This window comes from Streptomyces sp. NPDC002588, assembly GCF_040295925.1.
In the GTDB taxonomy this organism is placed as follows: Bacteria; Actinomycetota; Actinomycetes; order Streptomycetales; family Streptomycetaceae; genus Streptomyces.
On sequence record NZ_JBEOWF010000004.1, the window covers coordinates 155,534 to 171,766 of the forward strand.

Genomic DNA, 16,233 nt, shown 5'->3' on the forward strand with positions numbered 1-16,233 from the left:
TGTTGGTTAGCGCTGCTGTCGAGTACGCTTCAGCTATGACGACGACCCAGGAGGACCAGGACCTCCCGTACAGCGTGTTCGCCAAGGCCTGCCCCTCCCGCGGCACGCTGGAGCACGTCACGGGCCGCTGGGGCGGACTCACGCTCGGCGCGCTGTACGAGGGCTCGCTGCGGTTCAACGAGCTGCGCCGCCGGGTCGACGGGGTGAGCGAGAAGATGCTGTCCCAGACCCTGCACGCGCTGGAACGTGACGGACTGGTGCACCGCGAGGCGCAGCCGACCAACCCGCCGCGCGTGGACTACGAACTGACCCCGCTCGGCCGCGAGGTCGCCGAGCGACTGCTGTCCCTCATCCACTGCGTGGAGGGCCGCATGGACGAGGTCCTGGCCGCCCGCGAGCGCTACGACGAGACCCGCGGCGCGTTCTGACACCTCGGGCAGAAGTAGCTGGACCGGTTCATCCAGGGGCGCCGGCTCATCGGCGTGCCGCACCGCTTGCAGGGCAGCCCCTCGCGGCCGTACGCGTCGAGGGAGCGGTCGAAGTAGCCCGACTCGCCGTTGACGTTGACGTACAGGCTGTCGAAGCTGGTGCCGCCGACGGCGAGGGCCGCGTTCATGACGTCCCGGACATGGCCGAGGAGTTCGAGGGTGCGGGGCCGGGTGAAGGTGGCGGTCGGCCGGTCGTAGTGCAGGCGGGAGCGCCACAGCGCCTCGTCCGCGTAGATGTTCCCGACTCCGCTGATCAGCGACTGGTCGAGCAGGGCCCGCTTGACGGTGGTCCGCTTGCGGCGCAGTGCCTGGTGGAAGGCCTCGTCGTCGAACAGGGGGTCGAGGGGGTCGCGGGCGATGTGTCCGATGACGTCGGGCAGTCCGTCCGGTGTCGTGTCGTGCAGCGACAGGCCGCCGAAGGTGCGCTGGTCGACGAAGCGGAGTTCGGTGGCGAGCGCGTCGGCGAAGCGCACGCGCACGCGCAGGTGCTTCTCGTCGGGTGAGCCCTGCGGCTGGACCAGCAGCTGGCCGCTCATCCCGAGGTGGGCCAGGATCGCCTGGCCGGTGTCCTCCAGCGGCAGCCAGAGGTACTTGCCGCGACGGCTCGGCGTGCCGACGCGACGGCCCTTGAGTCGGTGCGCGAAGTCGTCGGCACCGGCGAGGTGACGGCGTACGGCACGCGGGTGCAGCACCTCGGCGTCCGCGACCGTGCGGTGGGCGACCCACCGCTCCAGACCGCGCCGGACGACCTCGACCTCGGGCAACTCGGGCATGACGACCCCCGGGACACGCACCGCCCGCTCCCTCGGACAGGTCCGGGGAGCGGGCGGCGCACTGGTGTTCTGGTCAGGCGGAGGCGGACTCGGAGTCCGCGCCGGCGGCGGCTTCGGTGGCCGCGGCGGCCTGGACCGCCTGCGCCGCCTGCGCCGCCTTGGCGCGCTCGTCCGCGGCGGCGCGGATCGCGCGCCACGCGGACTCGGCGGCCTGTTGCTCCGCCTCCTTCTTGCTGCGGCCGGTGCCGGTGCCGTACGAGACGCCTCCGACGCGGGCGGCAGCAGTGAAGGTCTTCTCGTGGTCGGGGCCGGTCTCCGTGACCAGGTACTCGGGTACACCGAGCCCTTCGGTCGCGGTGAGTTCCTGGAGGCTGGTCTTCCAGTCCAGGCCGGCACCGAGGTTCGAGGACTTCTCGATCAGCGGGTCGAACAGGCGGTGCACCAGTTCGGAGGCCGCTTCGAGGCCCTGGTCGAGATAGACCGCACCGATCACCGCTTCAAGGGTGTCGGCGAGGATGGACGCCTTGTCCCGGCCGCCCGTGCCCTCTTCACCCCGGCCGAGCCGGATGAAGGAGCCCAGGTCGAGGCCGCGGCCGACCTCCGCCAGCGCACGCGAGTTGACCACCGCGGCCCGCAGCTTGGCCAGTTGGCCTTCGGGCAGGTCGGGGTGGGTGCGGTACAGCGTGTCCGTGACGACGAGGCCGAGCACGGAGTCCCCGAGGAACTCCAGCCGCTCGTTCGTCGGCAGACCGCCGTTCTCGTATGCGTAGGAACGGTGGGTCAGCGCACGCACCAGAAGGGCGGACTCGAGCTGGTAGCCGAGCCGCCCTTCCAGAAGCGTGTGGGACGAGGCCGTGTTGTCCGCCTTTTTCTTGGCGGTCGAGTCCGCCTTGGCGTCAGACATGGAGCCTCTCACCAGCCGCTCAGACCTCGAGGACCTGGCGCTTGTTGTAGGTGCCGCAAGACGGGCACGCGATGTGCTGCTGCTTGGGCTCGTGGCAGCGCTCGCACGCAACCAGGGTGGGGACCGCAGCCTTCCACTGCGACCGGCGGTGGCGCGTGTTGCTGCGCGACATCTTCCGCTTCGGAACAGCCACGGCTACTTCTCCTGCTTCTCGTCGACGCGTGCTGATCGAGGCGCGTCGCCGCTCATCTCGTCCTTCTCGCCGTCTTCAGGTGAACCGGCGAGTCCCTGCAGTGCCGCCCAACGGATGTCGACGGCGTCGTGGTGGTGGTCCGGGTCGTCCGCGAGCCGGGCTCCGCACTGGGAGCACAGGCCGGGGCAGTCGTCCTGGCACACCGGCTGCATCGGCAGTGCGAGCACCACCGCATCCCGCAGCACGGGCTCGAGGTCGAACAGGCCGTCCTCGAGAAAGAGCCTGTCCTCGTCTTCCTCGGCGTCGTCGGCCGGTTCCGCCTTCACGCGGCCCCGGTCATCGGCGTCAGGGTACGAGAACATCTCCTGGAAGTCCGCTTCGAGTTCGAGCTCGAGCGGCTCCAGACACCTTACGCACTCCCCCTCGGCCCGTGCACGGGCGGTGCCTGTGACGAGCACCCCCTCCATGACCGACTCGAGGCGGAGTTCGAGCTCGACCGGGGCGCCTTCCGGCACTCCGATCACTCCCTGGATACCGAGGTCCCGGGGGGCGTCGATCTCGCGGGTCAGGCGCTGCAGCGCGCCAGGACGCCGCCCCAGCTCGTGTGTGTCGAACACGAGAGGGTTGCGGTGGTCGAGGCGGGCGTTCAGGGCCATTCCTGCTTTCGATCTCTGAGCTCGGGGGTCGCCGCCCCGTGGTGTTCCGGGCAGCGGTGATCGCGGGCGTATGCGAAGTCCGCGAAGCGCACACGCGACCGAAGAGCCAGGATACTGGAGCTTTCGCCCACAGCCCAATCCGGGGGGTTCTAGAGCCCGCGGCCCTGTTCGTAGGCGCGCAGTTGTTCGGCGCTGATCATCCCGGTGTCGAAGAGACTGGTCTCGTCGAGGGCGTAGCCCGCCTGGGGTTCCTGGTGCTGGGGCTGCTGGGGCTGCTGGGGCACCTGGTTCGGGTCGTAGGCGGCCTGGTGGGTGTCGTAGCCCTGGTACGCATAGGGGTCGGCCTGCTGCGGATAACCGTAGGGGTCCGCGTGCTGGCCGTAGGCCTGCTGCTGGTCGCCGTAGCCGCCGTACGGGTCCGCCGGCTGCTGTTGGTAGGCGTAGGCCTCCTGCGGCTGCTCGTACGGGCTCTGGGCGGTCTGCTGCCCGGCGGCGGCCGTGTCCTGCTCGGCGAGGGCGGCCAGGTCGGCGAGGTAGTCGGCGTCGGAGGAGTGCTGGAAAGTCGTGGTGTCGGCGGCCAGCGAGCCGAGGTCGTCGGTGGCGATCCGGCCGTGCAGCTTCTGCCGGCCCTTGCCGACGGCCTCCAGCGTCTTGGCGAGGACGGCCTCGAAGGCGCCGAGCTTGGTGTCGACGTAGGCGTCGGCGTCCTTGCGCAGGGTCTCGGGGTCGTGGCTGCGCTCGGGGGCGTCCTCGTCCTCGTACCCCTGCTCGTCCAGGCCGGGCCCGGTGCCGAGCAGCTTCTCGCGGCCCCGGCCGACGGAGCCGAGGGTCTTGGTGAGGACGACCTCGAAGTTGGCGAGCTTGGAGTCGACGTAGTCGTCGGCCTCGGCGCGGACGTCCTCCGCCTCCTTGCGGGCCTCGGCCAGGATGCGGTCGGCCTCGGCCTGGGAGCGGCGGGCGATCTCGGTGTCGGAGATCAGGGAGCCGCGCTCGGCGTGCGCGGTGGAGATGATCCGCTCGGCCTCCTGGCGGGCCTGCTCGACCATCTGCTCGCGGCCGCCGATCAGCTCCTCGGCCTGGGCGAGGGAGTCGGGCAGGGCCGCGCGCACCTCTTCCAGCAGGGCGAGCAGCTCGGCGCGGTTGACCACGCACGAAGCCGACATGGGCATCGACCGGGCACTGGAGACCGCGGTGACGATCTCGTCGAGCTTCTTCTGTACGTCCACCGGTTGCTCGCCACTCTCTACAGCTGTGTTGGAGACGGACGGGACGACTGTAGCCCCATCAGTCCCCCATCAGTCCCCCCGCAGACGCTTGTTGAGCGCCGCCAGAACGATCGGCGGAACCAGGTGGGAGACGTCTCCGCCCCAGGTCGCCACTTCCTTGACCAGGGAGGAGGACAGGAAGCTGTAGGTGGGGTTGGTGGGCACGAAGAGCGTCTCGACGCCGGACAGCCCGTTGTTCATCTGGGCCATCTGCAGCTCGTAGTCGAAGTCGCTGACCGCGCGCAGGCCCTTGACGATGGCGGGGATGTCGCGCTGCTTGCAGAAGTCGACGAGGAGGCCGTGGAACGCCTCGACCCTCACGTTGCCGTACTCCGCGGTGACCTGGCGGATCAGGTCGATCCGCTCGTCGATCTCGAACAGGCCCTTCTTGGACTTGTTGATCATCACCGCGACATAGACCTCGTCGTACAGACGGGAGGCGCGGGAAATGATGTCGAGGTGTCCGTTGGTGATCGGGTCGAACGACCCGGGACAGACGGCACGGCGCACTTGTGGTCCCTCGCTCTCCGGTCCGGTCATCGTGCGTCTTCGCACGTAGAGGCGGCGCGACCGTACCAAAACGTTCCCTCGCCGTAGCGACGGGCGCGTAGCCCTTCGAAACCGTCCGGCCAGCCGAACTCCCCGCCTCTGGTACTGCGCTCCACGGTGACGAGCGCATCGGCCGCGAGCCAGCCCTCCGAGCGGAGTGTGAGCAGAATCTCCCGAAGATCGTCGTCCGAGACGGCGTAGGGCGGGTCGAGGAAGGCGAGTTCGTACGGCGTGGCCGGCGGCGTCTGGATCACCTGGCGGGCCTTGCCCGCGCGGACCTCGGCGCCGGGGAGACCGAGGTTGCGCACGTTCTCCCGGATGACGCGGGCCGCGCGGGCGTCGGCCTCGACCAGGAGGGTGTGGCTCGCGCCGCGGGAGAGGGCCTCGAGGCCCACGGCGCCTGATCCGGCGTAGAGGTCGAGGACTCGTTCGCCGTCGAGAGGGCCGCCGAGGAGGGACTGCCAGGTGGAGAAGAGACCTTCGCGCGCGCGGTCGGAGGTGGGGCGGGTGCCGGTTCCTGGCGGGACGGCCAGGCGGCGTCCGCCGGCTGCGCCGGCGATTACGCGGGTCATCTTCGGTCCTTGGTCGGGGTGGCTACGGATTCAGTGTGGCAGCAGGTGCGTCGTGGCCGCTCCCCCGCGCGGCGGCAGCCGCACATCGACGCAGCCCCGCGCCGCTCATGATCAATACACCTAGTGCCGCGGCAGGCAACGTTTGCCCGTCAAGGAGCGGCGTCCGGCGCGTGCTCCCGGCGTGCCGGGTGCAAGCCCTCGTACTGGACGTACTTGGGCTTGTGCCCGGTGCGCCGGTGGGGGCCCCTCCCGCTCGAGCGAAGTCGAGAGTGGGGGAGCGTGCCGGGCGTCGCGACGGGGCGAACGTTGCCTGCCGCGGCACTAGCCCTTGTCCAAGTACTGCTCCCTCTCCTCGTCCAGCAGGGCGTCGAGAGCCGTGCGCAGGCCCGGGTACCCGGTCAGCTCCGGATCCGCCGTCACCACCGTCATCGCCTCCTCCCGGGCCTGGGCGATGACCTCCTCGTCCTCTATCACCGCGAGGACCCGCAGGGAGGTACGGGCGCCCGACTGGGCCTGGCCGAGGACGTCGCCCTCTCGGCGTTGTTCCAGGTCGATGCGGGACAGTTCGAAGCCGTCGAGGGTGGAGGCGACGGCGTTGAGACGTTGGCGGGCGGGGCTTGCCTCGGGCATCTCGGTGACCAGGAGGCAGAGGCCGGGGGCGGAGCCCCGGCCGACTCGGCCGCGCAGCTGGTGGAGCTGGGACACGCCGAAGCGGTCGGCATCCATGATCACCATCGCGGTGGCGTTCGGCACGTTGACGCCGACCTCGATGACGGTCGTCGCGACCAGGACGGCGGTCTCACCGGCGGCGAAGCGGCGCATGACCGCGTCCTTGTCGTCCGGATGCATACGGCCGTGCAGCACCTCGACCCCGAGGCCCTGGAGCGGGCCGCGGCTCAGCTGGTCGGCGATGTCGAGGACGGCGAGCGGGGGGCGCTTCTCCGCCTCGTCCTCCGCGGACTTCTTCTTGCCGGCCTTCTTCGGGTCGTCGTCCTCGTCACCGATGCGCGGGCAGACGACGTACGCCTGATGGCCGTTCCCCACCTCCTCGCGGACCCGCTCCCAGGCGCGGGCCAGGAAGTGGGGTTTGTCGGCGGCCGGGACGACATGGCTGGCGATGGGTGAGCGGCCGGCGGGGAGCTGGTCGAGGACCGAGGTCTCCAGGTCGCCGAAGACCGTCATGGCGACCGTGCGCGGGATGGGGGTGGCGGTCATGACGAGGAGGTGCGGGGGCTGTCTGCCCTTGCCGCGCAGGGCGTCGCGCTGTTCGACGCCGAAGCGGTGCTGCTCGTCGACGACGACGAGTCCGAGGTCGTGGAACTGCACCTTGTCCTCGATCAACGCGTGCGTGCCGATGACGATTCCGGCCTCTCCGGTGACCAGGTCGAGCAGTGCCTGACGGCGCGCGGCGGCACCCATGGAGCCGGTCAGCAGGACCACCTTGGTGGCGTGCTCGGTCCCGCCCAGCATCCCGCCCTCGGCCAGGTCACCCATCATCTCGACGACGGAACGGTGGTGCTGCTGGGCGAGCACTTCGGTGGGCGCGAGCATGGCGGCCTGCCCGCCCGCGTCGACGGTGGCGAGCATGGCTCGGAGGGCGACCATCGTGTTGTGTGTGACGGTGAAGTTGTCGGTGACGTAGGCATGGCTCGGGTGGGCGACGCTGATGCACTGGACGGGCTTTCGCCCCACGTGTTCCACCGCACGGATTCCCCGCCGGAAGGTGTTGGACTTGGGGCGCGAACGCACCCGCTCGGCTTTGCGGGTGAGCCTGAAGGGTGCGTAGTCGTCCGGCAGAGCCACCGAGACGTTGAAGGCGGCCTTCTTCGGAAGGACTCGTGCGCGACCACTCAGCGAGCGGACAAGCCATGCAACGTCTTCAGCGAGCCTCCGCGAGGCTGAACAGAGCGAAATGCTCAGGCCGTCCTTGCCGACGGTGCCATCGGTGTCCAGAAGACCTTGCAGCAGCGCGAGACGGTTCTTGATCGAAGTGTTCTTGAACTCGTCGGGAACGAACTTCCCATGCGACGTCATGCCCCACAGGTTCAGATCACGCAGAGTTTGAATCACAGGATTGCGCGCACCACCCACCCGGCGTGTCAGCTGGATCGTGTAGTCGCAACGGGATCCCGTCACGGGAACCAGACGGCAGTCGGGCGCCACTGCTGCCGCCACAGCGTCGCGGATCTCATCGTCCACAGTCGCCAGACGTAGGTTGTGCCGGAATGATCCGTCCCCCAGGAGGAGACCGAACAGGTACGGATCGAGGGGCAACCCCGAGTCATCTCCAAGATCAACCGGGGCAGCTGTCGGGAGGTACCACTTCGAAGATCCGTTGGCTTTGAAGGCATCCAGCCGGATCTCCCGAGTCGTCATGGCCTTGGGAGCTTGGCCTCGGTGCCATCCACAGCTCGTACCAACGATCCAGAGATGCTCGTCGTCGCACTCGACGGAGCTCCCATCGGACAGGATCAGGCGCCAGACCTCTCGCTCTCCTTGCGGGTAGACACCATCGATCAACGCGATGTCCCCGTCCGGCACGACGATCTCGTCCCCGACCCTCAAGTCCCCCATGCGACGAAAACCGACAGGGGTGAGCACCAGCGAATCAAGAGGCTGAGCTTTGCCGGATCCGACCTCGCCCTGGAGGAGGCGGTGCATCGGATGGTCGGTGGCCAGGTCGTCGAAGATCTCCTTGGAGACCTTCCGCTGGCCCTCGGTGAGGGTGAACGGCAGACGGTCGTCGAAGGAGGCGAGAAGGCCGTCGGGGGACGGTCTGCGGGGGACCGCCGGGAGCTGGGCGTCCGCGTGGCGGCGGCGGGCCAGGGCGACCTGGAGGACGAAGGCCTCGTCCCACTTGAGGCGGGTGCGGGCGTCGGCGATGTCCGCCTTGGTGTGCGGGCGGTGGATCTTGAGGAGTGCCTCGGGGAGCGGGACGAGGGCGCGGCCCTCGCGCAGGCCCGCGGGGAGCGGGTCGACGGCTTCCCGGGCGCTGGGCAGGACCGTCTGGATCGCCTTGCCGATCTTCCAGGACTCCAGTTTGGCGGTGGCCGGGTAGATCGGGATCAGGGCGCCCGCCCAGGTCTCCACGGCTTCCTCGGCGTCGTCCCCCTCGCCGCGCAGCAGTTCGTACGCCGGATGGGCCAGTTGCAGGCGGCGGTTGAAGACGGAGACCTTGCCCGCGAACATCGCGCGTGTGCCCGGCAGGAGTTCCTTGTGGGGTTTGTGGACGCCGTGGCCGAAGAAGACGAGCTGGAGGCGGCCGCTGCCGTCGGTGATGGTGACTTCCAGCCGCTGGCCCTTGCCGCGGGGGGCCTTGGCGGAGGCGAAGGAGTGCAGACGGGCGTCGGCGACCATGGCGACCACCGTGACGTGCTCGTCCATGGGGAGGTCGGCCAGGTGGGTGAGCTGGCCCCGCTCCTCGTATCTGCGGGGGTAGTGGTGCAGGAGGTCGCCGACGGTGTGCAGGCCGAGATGCTCGGCCATCACCTTCGCGGTCGGTGGGCCGAGCACCTTTTTCAGTGGTTCCTCGAGTGCGGGCACGAGATCCATTGCACACCACGTCACTGACATTGCCGTATACGTGTCCTGAAAGACCTGGTCAGGCGACTCGCTCGAGCTCTAGGATGGCGCGCCTCCGGCCATCATCCGCGGTCACCGCCCCACCGGGACCGCCCGACCCCGCGCCGCGCTCCTCCCCACCTCGCGGCGCTGCAGCGATGGACTCCCAGACCTCACAGTCATCCCAGGCATCACCGTCACCTCATTCGTTCCAGGTCGACCTGCGTGGTCTGGTGGACCTGCTGTCCCATCACCTCTACTCCAGTCCCAGGGTCTACCTGCGCGAGCTGCTGCAGAACGCGGTGGACGCCATCACCGCCCGGCGGGCCGAGGAGCCCGACGCCCCGGCGCGGGTGCGGCTGTTCGCGTCGGGCGGGGCGCTGCGGGTGGAGGACTCCGGCATCGGGCTGACCGAGGCCGACGTGCACAGCCTCCTGGCGACGATCGGGCGCAGCTCCAAGCGGGCGGAGGGTCTGCAGGAGGCGCGGTCGGACTTCCTCGGGCAGTTCGGCATCGGGCTGCTGGCCTGTTTCGTGGTCGCCGAGCGGATCCGGGTGGTCAGCCGCAGTTCCCGTACGCCGGGCGCGCCGCCGGTGGAGTGGACGGCGCGCGACGACGGTTCGTACACCGTGCGGACGCTGCCCCACGACGAACGGCCCGAGCCGGGCACCACCGTGCATCTGGTGGCGCGGGCCGGGGCCGGGGAGTGGCTCACCGAGGAGCGGGTGCTCAGGCTGGCGCGGGACTTCGGTTCGCTGCTGCCGTACGACGTCCGGGTGGGCGAGGAGGCGGTCACCGATCTTCCGGCGCCCTGGGACCGGCCGTACCCCTCCCCCGCCAACCGGCGGGTGGCGCTGGCCCGGCACTGCCATCGGCTGTTCGGGTTCACGCCGTTGGACACGATCGAGCTGGATGTGCCGCTGGCCGGGATCCGCGGGGTGGCGTACGTGCTGCCGGCGGCGGTCAGTCCGGCGCAACGGGCCACGCACCGGGTGCACCTGAAGGGCATGCTGCTCACCGAGCGGGCCGAACAGCTGCTGCCCGACTGGGCGTTCTTCGTGCGCTGTGTCCTGGACACCGACAGTCTGCGGCCCACGGCCTCGCGCGAGTCGCTGTACGAGGACGAGACGCTGGCCGCCGTACGGGACGCGCTGGGGGAACGGATCCGGTCCTGGCTGACCGGGCTGGCCGCCGGTGATCCCGAGCGGCTCGCGGCGTTTCTCGCCGTGCACCATCTGGGGGTGAAGTCGCTCGCGCGGCACGATCCGGAGATGCTGCGCACGATGCTGCCGTGGCTGCCGTTCGAGACGACGGACGGGCGGCTGTCGCTGGAGGAGTTCGCGCAGCGGCATCCGGTGGTGCACTTCACCCGGACCGTGGAGGAGTACCGGCAGGTCGCGCCGATCGCGTCCGCGCAGGGCATCGGGGTGATCAACGGCGGTTACACGTACGACAGCGAGCTGGTCGAGGCGCTGCCGTCGGTGCGGCCGGGTACGCCGGTGGCCGAGCTGGACGCGGACACCGTGACCGCGCATCTGGACGGAGTGGACCCGGCGGAGGAGCTGGCGCTCGCCGGTTTCCTGGCGGCCGCGCGGGCGAAGCTCGACCCCCTGGGCTGCGATGTCGTGCTGCGCGCCTTCCATCCGCTGTCCGTGCCGGCGCTGCACCTGGACGACCGGTCGGCGCGGCACGAGCAGGCGCGGGCGGAGGCCGAGGAGCGGGCCGACGACCTGTGGGCGGGCATCCTGGGCTCGCTGCGCGGGAGCGCCCCTCGCGCGCGTCTGGTGCTGAACCATCTCAACCCCTTGATCCGCAGGATCAGTTCGCTGCGCGAGGCGGAACTGATCGGCACCGCCACGGAGTCCCTGTACGGGCAGGCGCTGCTGATGGCCCAGCGGCCGCTGCGGCCCGCTGATTCGGCGCTGCTGAACCGGGCGTTCATCGGCCTCCTGGAGTGGGCCACTCACGGGGAGGCCACAGAGGGACAGGGGCAGGGGGCCACTGATGAGTGAGATCACGGACTTCGACGCGCTGCGCCGGGCGATGGCGGAGAACGGCGAGCAGCCGGAGGGTCCCGCTCGCAACGCGCGCGCGGAGCAGCTGTTGGTGGAGGCCGAGAGGCTGAACATCCCGCTGGCGGTGATCGAGGCGCTCGGGCATCAGCTGAAGGTCTACAACTACAGCTCCGAGAAGGGGAAGATGTTCGTCCCGTTCGCGCGGCTGCTGCGCATGTGGGACGAGCGGCCCGGCGACTTCGACGAGTACGAGACGCACTCGCTGCACTGGGTCTTCAAGTGGATGTCGGCGGGCATGCTCGACCAGCCGCACGTGCCGCTGGCGTCGGTGGAGAAGTGGCTCGGCGAGATGGAGCACCGCTACCGGCTCGCCGGGCACTCCGAGCGGGCGGTGCGCAGCGCCGAGTTCAGTGTGGCCGCGCATGTGGGGGACATCCCGCGCGCGGAGCGGGCGTTCGCCGCGTGGCTGGCCGCGGACCGGGACTCGATGGCCGACTGTCACGCGTGCGAGCTGCACGGGCAGGGCTGGTGGCAGGCGGAGCGCGGCCGCGACGACGAGGCGCTGGAGCTGTGGGCGCCGGTCCTGGCGGGCGAGTACGCGTGCGCGCACGAGCCGCACACGGCACTGGCCTCGTCCCTGGTACCGCTGCTGCGGCTGGGGCGCGTGGACGAGGCGCGCGCCAACCATCTGCGGGGTTTCCGGCTGGTGCGGCCGATGGAGAGCATGCGGGGCGCGTACGCCGATCACGTCGAGTTCTGCGCGCTGACCGGCAACGAGGCGCGGGCCCTGGAGCTGCTCGCGGAGCGGCCGGCGTACTTCACGGACGACGGGCATCCGCGCAGCAGGCTGGAGTTCCTGAGCGTCGTGGCGCTGCTGATGGGGCGCCTGAGCGAGCTGGGGCACGAGGGGCAGCGGGTGCCGGGTCCGGCCGGGCGGGAGTGGACGGCCGGTGAACTCGCCGCCCACACGCGTGGGGAGGTCCTGGCGCTGGCGGCGCGCTTCGACGAGCGCAACGGCACGGCGCACGTCAGTGAGCGGGCACGCGCGCGTATGACGCGGCTTCCGCTGGTGGAGCGGCTGCCGCTGGGGGTACGGGCGGCCCGGCCGGCCGTCGCGCCCAGGACACCACAGGCACCACGGACGTCCGTGGTTCCCGAGACGGCGGAACCCGGTCTGGCGGTCCTGCTCGCCGAGGCGCGCCGGTTGTCGGACGCCCTGCAGCCGGAGGCCGTGGAGGCGTGGGCGGCGGCCGCGCGGGCCGCCGAGCGTGCCGAGGGGGTGGAGCTGGAGGCGCGCGACCGTGCGGAGATCGTCGAGCACGAGGCGATCGCGCTCGGCCCCCAGGGTGCGGAAACGTTCGAGCGGGCGGCGGAGCTGTACGCGGAGGCGGGCGACCCCGGCGAGGCGCTGGCGGCACGCGCGCGGGGGGCGTACGTCCGCGCGCTCGCCGGTGAGGACGTCGACGAGGCGCTCACGGCGGTCACGGGACCGTACGACGACGTCCTCGCCCTGTACGCCGGCGGCGGCACCGAGATGCGGCAGGCCGCGGGGGTGCTGATGGCGCGGGCGCGGATCCTGATGCGGCGCGTCCACGAGGCCGAGGGGCCGGTCGCGGAAACGGTTCTGGCCGAGGCGGAGGCCGCCGCACGGGAGCTGCTGGCACTCGTCGGCGGGCGGACCGGGGACGACGTACGGCTCCTGGCCCGGGTCGCGGAGGGGCACGCGATGCTCGGAGAGCTCGCGACGCACTCCGGGGACGTGGCGACGGGAGCGGAGCTGTTCGCGCGGTCGGCCGCGGAGTTCACCGGGGCGGGACTGCCGTGGTTCGCGGTGGAGTACGAGGCCCGGCTCGCCGGTCTCGCCCACCACCTGGGCGACATGGCGGAGGCGGAGCGGGCGCTGCGGGCGGCCCTGGAGCACGGCGGGCCGTATCTGGAGCCGGTCGCGCGGGCCCAGCTGCACCTCCAGCTCGCCGAGGTGGTCGGGGGCCGGGGGCATGCGGAGGAGGCCGCGCAGCACGCCTTGGAGGCGGCGCACTGGGCCGACGAGGCCGGTGAGGGCCCGACGTTCGGTGCGTGGGCGCGGCACCAGCTCGGCGGGTACCTGGTCCGGCAGGGCCGCTGGGCGGAGGCCGCGGAAGTGCTGGAGTCGGCGCTGACGGACCTGCGCGAGGAGACCCACGGCGACGGGGCGGTCGTCCAGACGCAGTGGTGGCTGGGCGACTGTCTGAGCGAGCTGGGCGAGCACCGGGACGCCGCCGAGCGCCGGCTGCAGGCCGCCGAGATCGCCCGGCACTGGCCGGAGCAGCACGACCACGCGACCCTGGCCCACCTGGCCGCCGAGTCCCTCGGTCACGCGGGGCTGCCCGAGGAGGCGGACCAGGCGTACGCGCGCGCGGGTGAGCTGTGGCGCGGGCTGGGCAATGTGCACGGCCTCGTGCGGTCCCTGCGCGCCCGCGCGTGGCTGGTGCTGCGCACGGAGGACGGTACGGAAGGAGCGCGTGCGCTCATGACGAGCGCCGTGGAGGAGTGCGCGGACGCGCTGGAGGTGGCGGACGAGGAGGAGGTGCGGCTGCGGCTGGTCGCCGAACTCGGCCACACCCACCGCCAGTTCGGGGACCTGCTCGCCCGCTCGGCGGCCGAGGACGCCGACGACGACTCGATCCGGGACACCCTGGAGGACGCGCTCTCGCAGATGGCGGAGGCGGTCGCGGTGTTCGTCGCCCTGGACGACGACGTCCTGCACGCCCGCACCGGCGCCGAACTGGCGGCGGGCTGGCTGGAGGCGGACCTGGGGCGGTCGGCGGAGGCGGAGGCACGCGCGCGTGCGGTGCTGCGGGCCTACGCGGAGGCGGCCGACGAGGACGGCGAGTGCGACGAGTACGGGGAGGACCGCGAGACGGTACGGGCCCGGCGGGCGGAGGCGGAACAGTTGCTGCAGGTGGCGATGGAGCAAGAGGATCGTTGAACGATCCTCGGAAACCGGGTGGGCGCGCGCGGGGCACAGGATAGACGAGAGGATCGTTGAACGATCCCTCACGTCCCTCGCCCCTCGCCCTGCTCCCCCTACTCCACCCCGATCAGCAGCAGCGCTCCCTGCCGCCCGCCCCGGTACACCACGGTGTCCACCGCGAGGTACGCCTCCCGCACCCGGGCCTCCAGGTGCTCGGCGATGCCCGCGGGGGCCTCGTCGCCGAGCACGAGGGTGACGAGTTCGCCGCCCGCCGCGAGCATGCGCTCCAGGACCGCGGCAGCGGTGGCGGTGACGTCGGCACCGATGACGGCGACGTCACCGTCGACGAGCCCGAGGACGTCGCCGGCCTGGCAGATGCCGGCCATGGTCCACGACTGCCGCTCGGCGACGGCGACCTCGGCGTAGCGGGTGGCGCCGGCCGCCGAGGTCATGGAGACGACGTCCTCGTCGAAGCGCCGATCCGGCTCGTGCACCGCGAGGGCGGCGATGCCCTGGACCGCGGAGCGGGTGGGGATCAGGGCCACCCGGATGCCCTCCGCGCGGGCCTGTTCCGCGGCCGCGGCGGCGGTGTGGCGCAGGTCGGCGTCGTTGGGCAGCAGGACGACCTCACGCGCGTGGGCCCGCCGTACCGCCTCGACGAGCTCCCCGCTGGCGGGCGGTTCACCGGGGCGGGCGAGGACGGTGGTCGCGCCGGCCTCGGCGTAGAGCCCGGCCAGTCCCTCGCCGGGGACCACGGCGACGACCGCGCGCTGGACGCGCTCGCGGGGCCGACGCTCACCTCCGCGCGCGTGGGCGTCGTCCGCGCCGAAGTGGGTGATGCGGATCCGGTACGGCCGGCCGGCCTCGACGCCCGCCTCGACGGCGGCACCGGCGTCGTCCACGTGCACATGGACGTTCCACAGGCCGTCGCCGCCGACCACGACGAGGGAGTCCCCGAGGTCGTCCAGGCGCTGCCGCAGCCGGTCCACGGCCGCGTCGCCCGCCTCCAGCAGGTAGATCACCTCGAAGGCCGGCCCGTCCTCGCCGTCCGGCCCGCCGGCGCAGTCCTCGGCGTGCCCGTGGCGGGCCGACGCCACACGCGCGTGCGTCCCGGCCCCGGCCCCGACGACCGGGCCGGAGAACCCCGGCGCCTCCCCCGTGAAGGTCTCCACCAGGGCGGCGAGGACCGCGACCAGCCCCCGCCCGCCCGCGTCGACCACCCCGGCGTCCTCCAGGACGGCCAGCTGGGCCGGCGTCACGGCCAGCGCCGCACAAGCCCCCTGGTAGGCGGCGCGGGAGATCGCGCCGCAGTCCCCCTCGGCCCCGGCGGCCGCGTCGGCGGCGGCCGAGGCGACCGACAGGACCGTGCCCTCGACGGGGTGGGCGACGGCCCGGCGGGCGGAGTCGGCCGCGTGCCGCAGCGCCAGCCGCAGTCCGTCCCCGTCGGTGTGCGGTGCCTCACCCTCGGCGGCGAGCACCTTCGACATGCCGCGCAGCAACTGGGCGAGAATCGTGCCGGAGTTCCCGCGCGCCCCGATGAGCGCACCGTGCGCCATCGCGCGCGCGGCGTCGGCGAGGGAGGGGCTGCCGCTCACGGCGCCCGCCTCGTGTCCCGCGAACACGGCCTCGACGGCGGTCGCGGCGGACTCGACCGTCAGATACAGGTTGGTGCCGGTGTCCCCGTCCGCGACGGGGTAGACGTTGATCGAGTCGATCTCCTCGCGGGCCCGGCCGAGCTGCGTGAGCGCCAGTGAGCACCAGGTGCGCACCGCGAGAGCATCGAAGAATGTCTGCGGCACCTGCGCCACCTGTCGCCTCCTCGAGCGGCTGGACTGCACGCAGCGTAGCCCGAGGGCCGGGCGCCCTGAGCAGCCATGGTAGTTTCGTTCTACTGGCGCAGTCGTTGTATGCTGCTCCGGTTGCCCGATCCGTATCGGGCCATCCCCTGGCACCGCCACTCAGATCTCTGATCACATGATCTTGATCCCGGCATGCCGGGATCAACCGTAAGTGCATCTGAAGTCTTTGGAGTGACCCGTGGCTGCCAACTGCGACGTCTGCGGCAAGGGGCCGGGCTTCGGCAACAACATCTCGCACTCGCACCGCCGTACGTCCCGCCGCTGGAACCCGAACATCCAGCGTGTGCGTACCGTGGTCGGCGGGACGCCGAAGCGCGTGAACGCTTGCACCTCGTGCATCAAGGCCGGCAAGGTCTCGCGCTGACGCAGAGCTAAGCGCGCGGCCACTGCTGGTTCGCTGCAATTAGCCGGTTCACCCCAGGTGAACCGGCTTTTTGCTGTACCC

Annotated in this window: 13 protein-coding genes; 4 read left to right on the plus strand and 9 right to left on the minus strand. The window is 71.5% G+C overall.

The window, feature by feature from the left end:
* Positions 1 to 35 precede the first annotated feature (35 nt).
* Complete coding sequence (locus ABT057_RS06615) at positions 36 to 428, plus strand: winged helix-turn-helix transcriptional regulator (RefSeq protein WP_352341355.1); 393 nt, start codon at positions 36 to 38, stop codon at positions 426 to 428.
* Here ABT057_RS06615 and mutM read toward each other — a convergent pair.
* The 8 genes from mutM to ABT057_RS06655 form a co-directional block, all read right to left on the minus strand.
* Positions 401 to 1,261: a bifunctional DNA-formamidopyrimidine glycosylase/DNA-(apurinic or apyrimidinic site) lyase gene (gene mutM / locus ABT057_RS06620; protein WP_352341460.1), complete on the minus strand. Its 861-nt coding sequence runs from the start codon at positions 1,259 to 1,261 to the stop codon at positions 401 to 403. The genes ABT057_RS06615 and mutM overlap by 28 nt on opposite strands.
* 73 nt (positions 1,262 to 1,334) lie before the next feature.
* A complete protein-coding gene (gene rnc / locus ABT057_RS06625; RefSeq protein ID WP_502973798.1) occupies positions 1,335 to 2,165 on the minus strand; it encodes a ribonuclease III in 831 nt (276 codons plus the stop codon).
* A gap of 19 nt (positions 2,166 to 2,184) precedes the next feature.
* On the minus strand, positions 2,185 to 2,358 hold the full coding sequence (gene rpmF, locus ABT057_RS06630) for a 50S ribosomal protein L32 (RefSeq protein WP_003951102.1): 174 nt from the start codon (positions 2,356 to 2,358) through the stop codon (positions 2,185 to 2,187).
* Positions 2,359 to 2,360: 2 nt separating this feature from the next.
* Positions 2,361 to 3,014 (minus strand): YceD family protein, encoded by a 654-nt coding sequence (locus ABT057_RS06635; protein ID WP_352341357.1) that lies wholly within the window; start codon positions 3,012 to 3,014, stop codon positions 2,361 to 2,363.
* Positions 3,015 to 3,163: 149 nt separating this feature from the next.
* On the minus strand, positions 3,164 to 4,240 hold the full coding sequence (locus ABT057_RS06640) for a F0F1 ATP synthase subunit B (RefSeq protein WP_352341358.1): 1,077 nt from the start codon (positions 4,238 to 4,240) through the stop codon (positions 3,164 to 3,166).
* Between the two features lie 69 nt (positions 4,241 to 4,309).
* Positions 4,310 to 4,789: a pantetheine-phosphate adenylyltransferase gene (gene coaD / locus ABT057_RS06645; protein WP_352341461.1), complete on the minus strand. Its 480-nt coding sequence runs from the start codon at positions 4,787 to 4,789 to the stop codon at positions 4,310 to 4,312.
* Between the two features lie 26 nt (positions 4,790 to 4,815).
* Positions 4,816 to 5,400 (minus strand): 16S rRNA (guanine(966)-N(2))-methyltransferase RsmD, encoded by a 585-nt coding sequence (rsmD, locus tag ABT057_RS06650; RefSeq protein ID WP_352341359.1) that lies wholly within the window; start codon positions 5,398 to 5,400, stop codon positions 4,816 to 4,818.
* Between the two features lie 321 nt (positions 5,401 to 5,721).
* A complete protein-coding gene (locus ABT057_RS06655; protein WP_352341360.1) occupies positions 5,722 to 8,952 on the minus strand; it encodes a helicase-related protein in 3,231 nt (1,076 codons plus the stop codon).
* Positions 8,953 to 9,119: 167 nt separating this feature from the next.
* On the opposite strand from ABT057_RS06655, the gene ABT057_RS06660 reads away from it, so the two are divergent.
* Both ABT057_RS06660 and ABT057_RS06665 read left to right on the plus strand, forming a co-directional pair.
* Positions 9,120 to 10,973: an HSP90 family protein gene (locus tag ABT057_RS06660; RefSeq protein ID WP_352341361.1), complete on the plus strand. Its 1,854-nt coding sequence runs from the start codon at positions 9,120 to 9,122 to the stop codon at positions 10,971 to 10,973.
* Positions 10,966 to 13,944 (plus strand): tetratricopeptide repeat protein, encoded by a 2,979-nt coding sequence (locus ABT057_RS06665; RefSeq protein ID WP_352341362.1) that lies wholly within the window; start codon positions 10,966 to 10,968, stop codon positions 13,942 to 13,944. The genes ABT057_RS06660 and ABT057_RS06665 overlap by 8 nt, the downstream gene beginning before the upstream one ends.
* Before the next feature lie 98 nt (positions 13,945 to 14,042).
* Here ABT057_RS06665 and ABT057_RS06670 read toward each other — a convergent pair whose 3' ends face one another.
* Positions 14,043 to 15,737: a DAK2 domain-containing protein gene (locus ABT057_RS06670; RefSeq protein ID WP_352341363.1), complete on the minus strand. Its 1,695-nt coding sequence runs from the start codon at positions 15,735 to 15,737 to the stop codon at positions 14,043 to 14,045.
* A gap of 229 nt (positions 15,738 to 15,966) precedes the next feature.
* On the opposite strand from ABT057_RS06670, the gene rpmB reads away from it, so the two are divergent.
* Entirely contained in the window at positions 15,967 to 16,152 is a 186-nt protein-coding gene (gene rpmB, locus ABT057_RS06675; RefSeq protein ID WP_003993230.1) for a 50S ribosomal protein L28, read from the plus strand.
* The last annotated feature ends 81 nt before the right edge of the window (positions 16,153 to 16,233 follow it).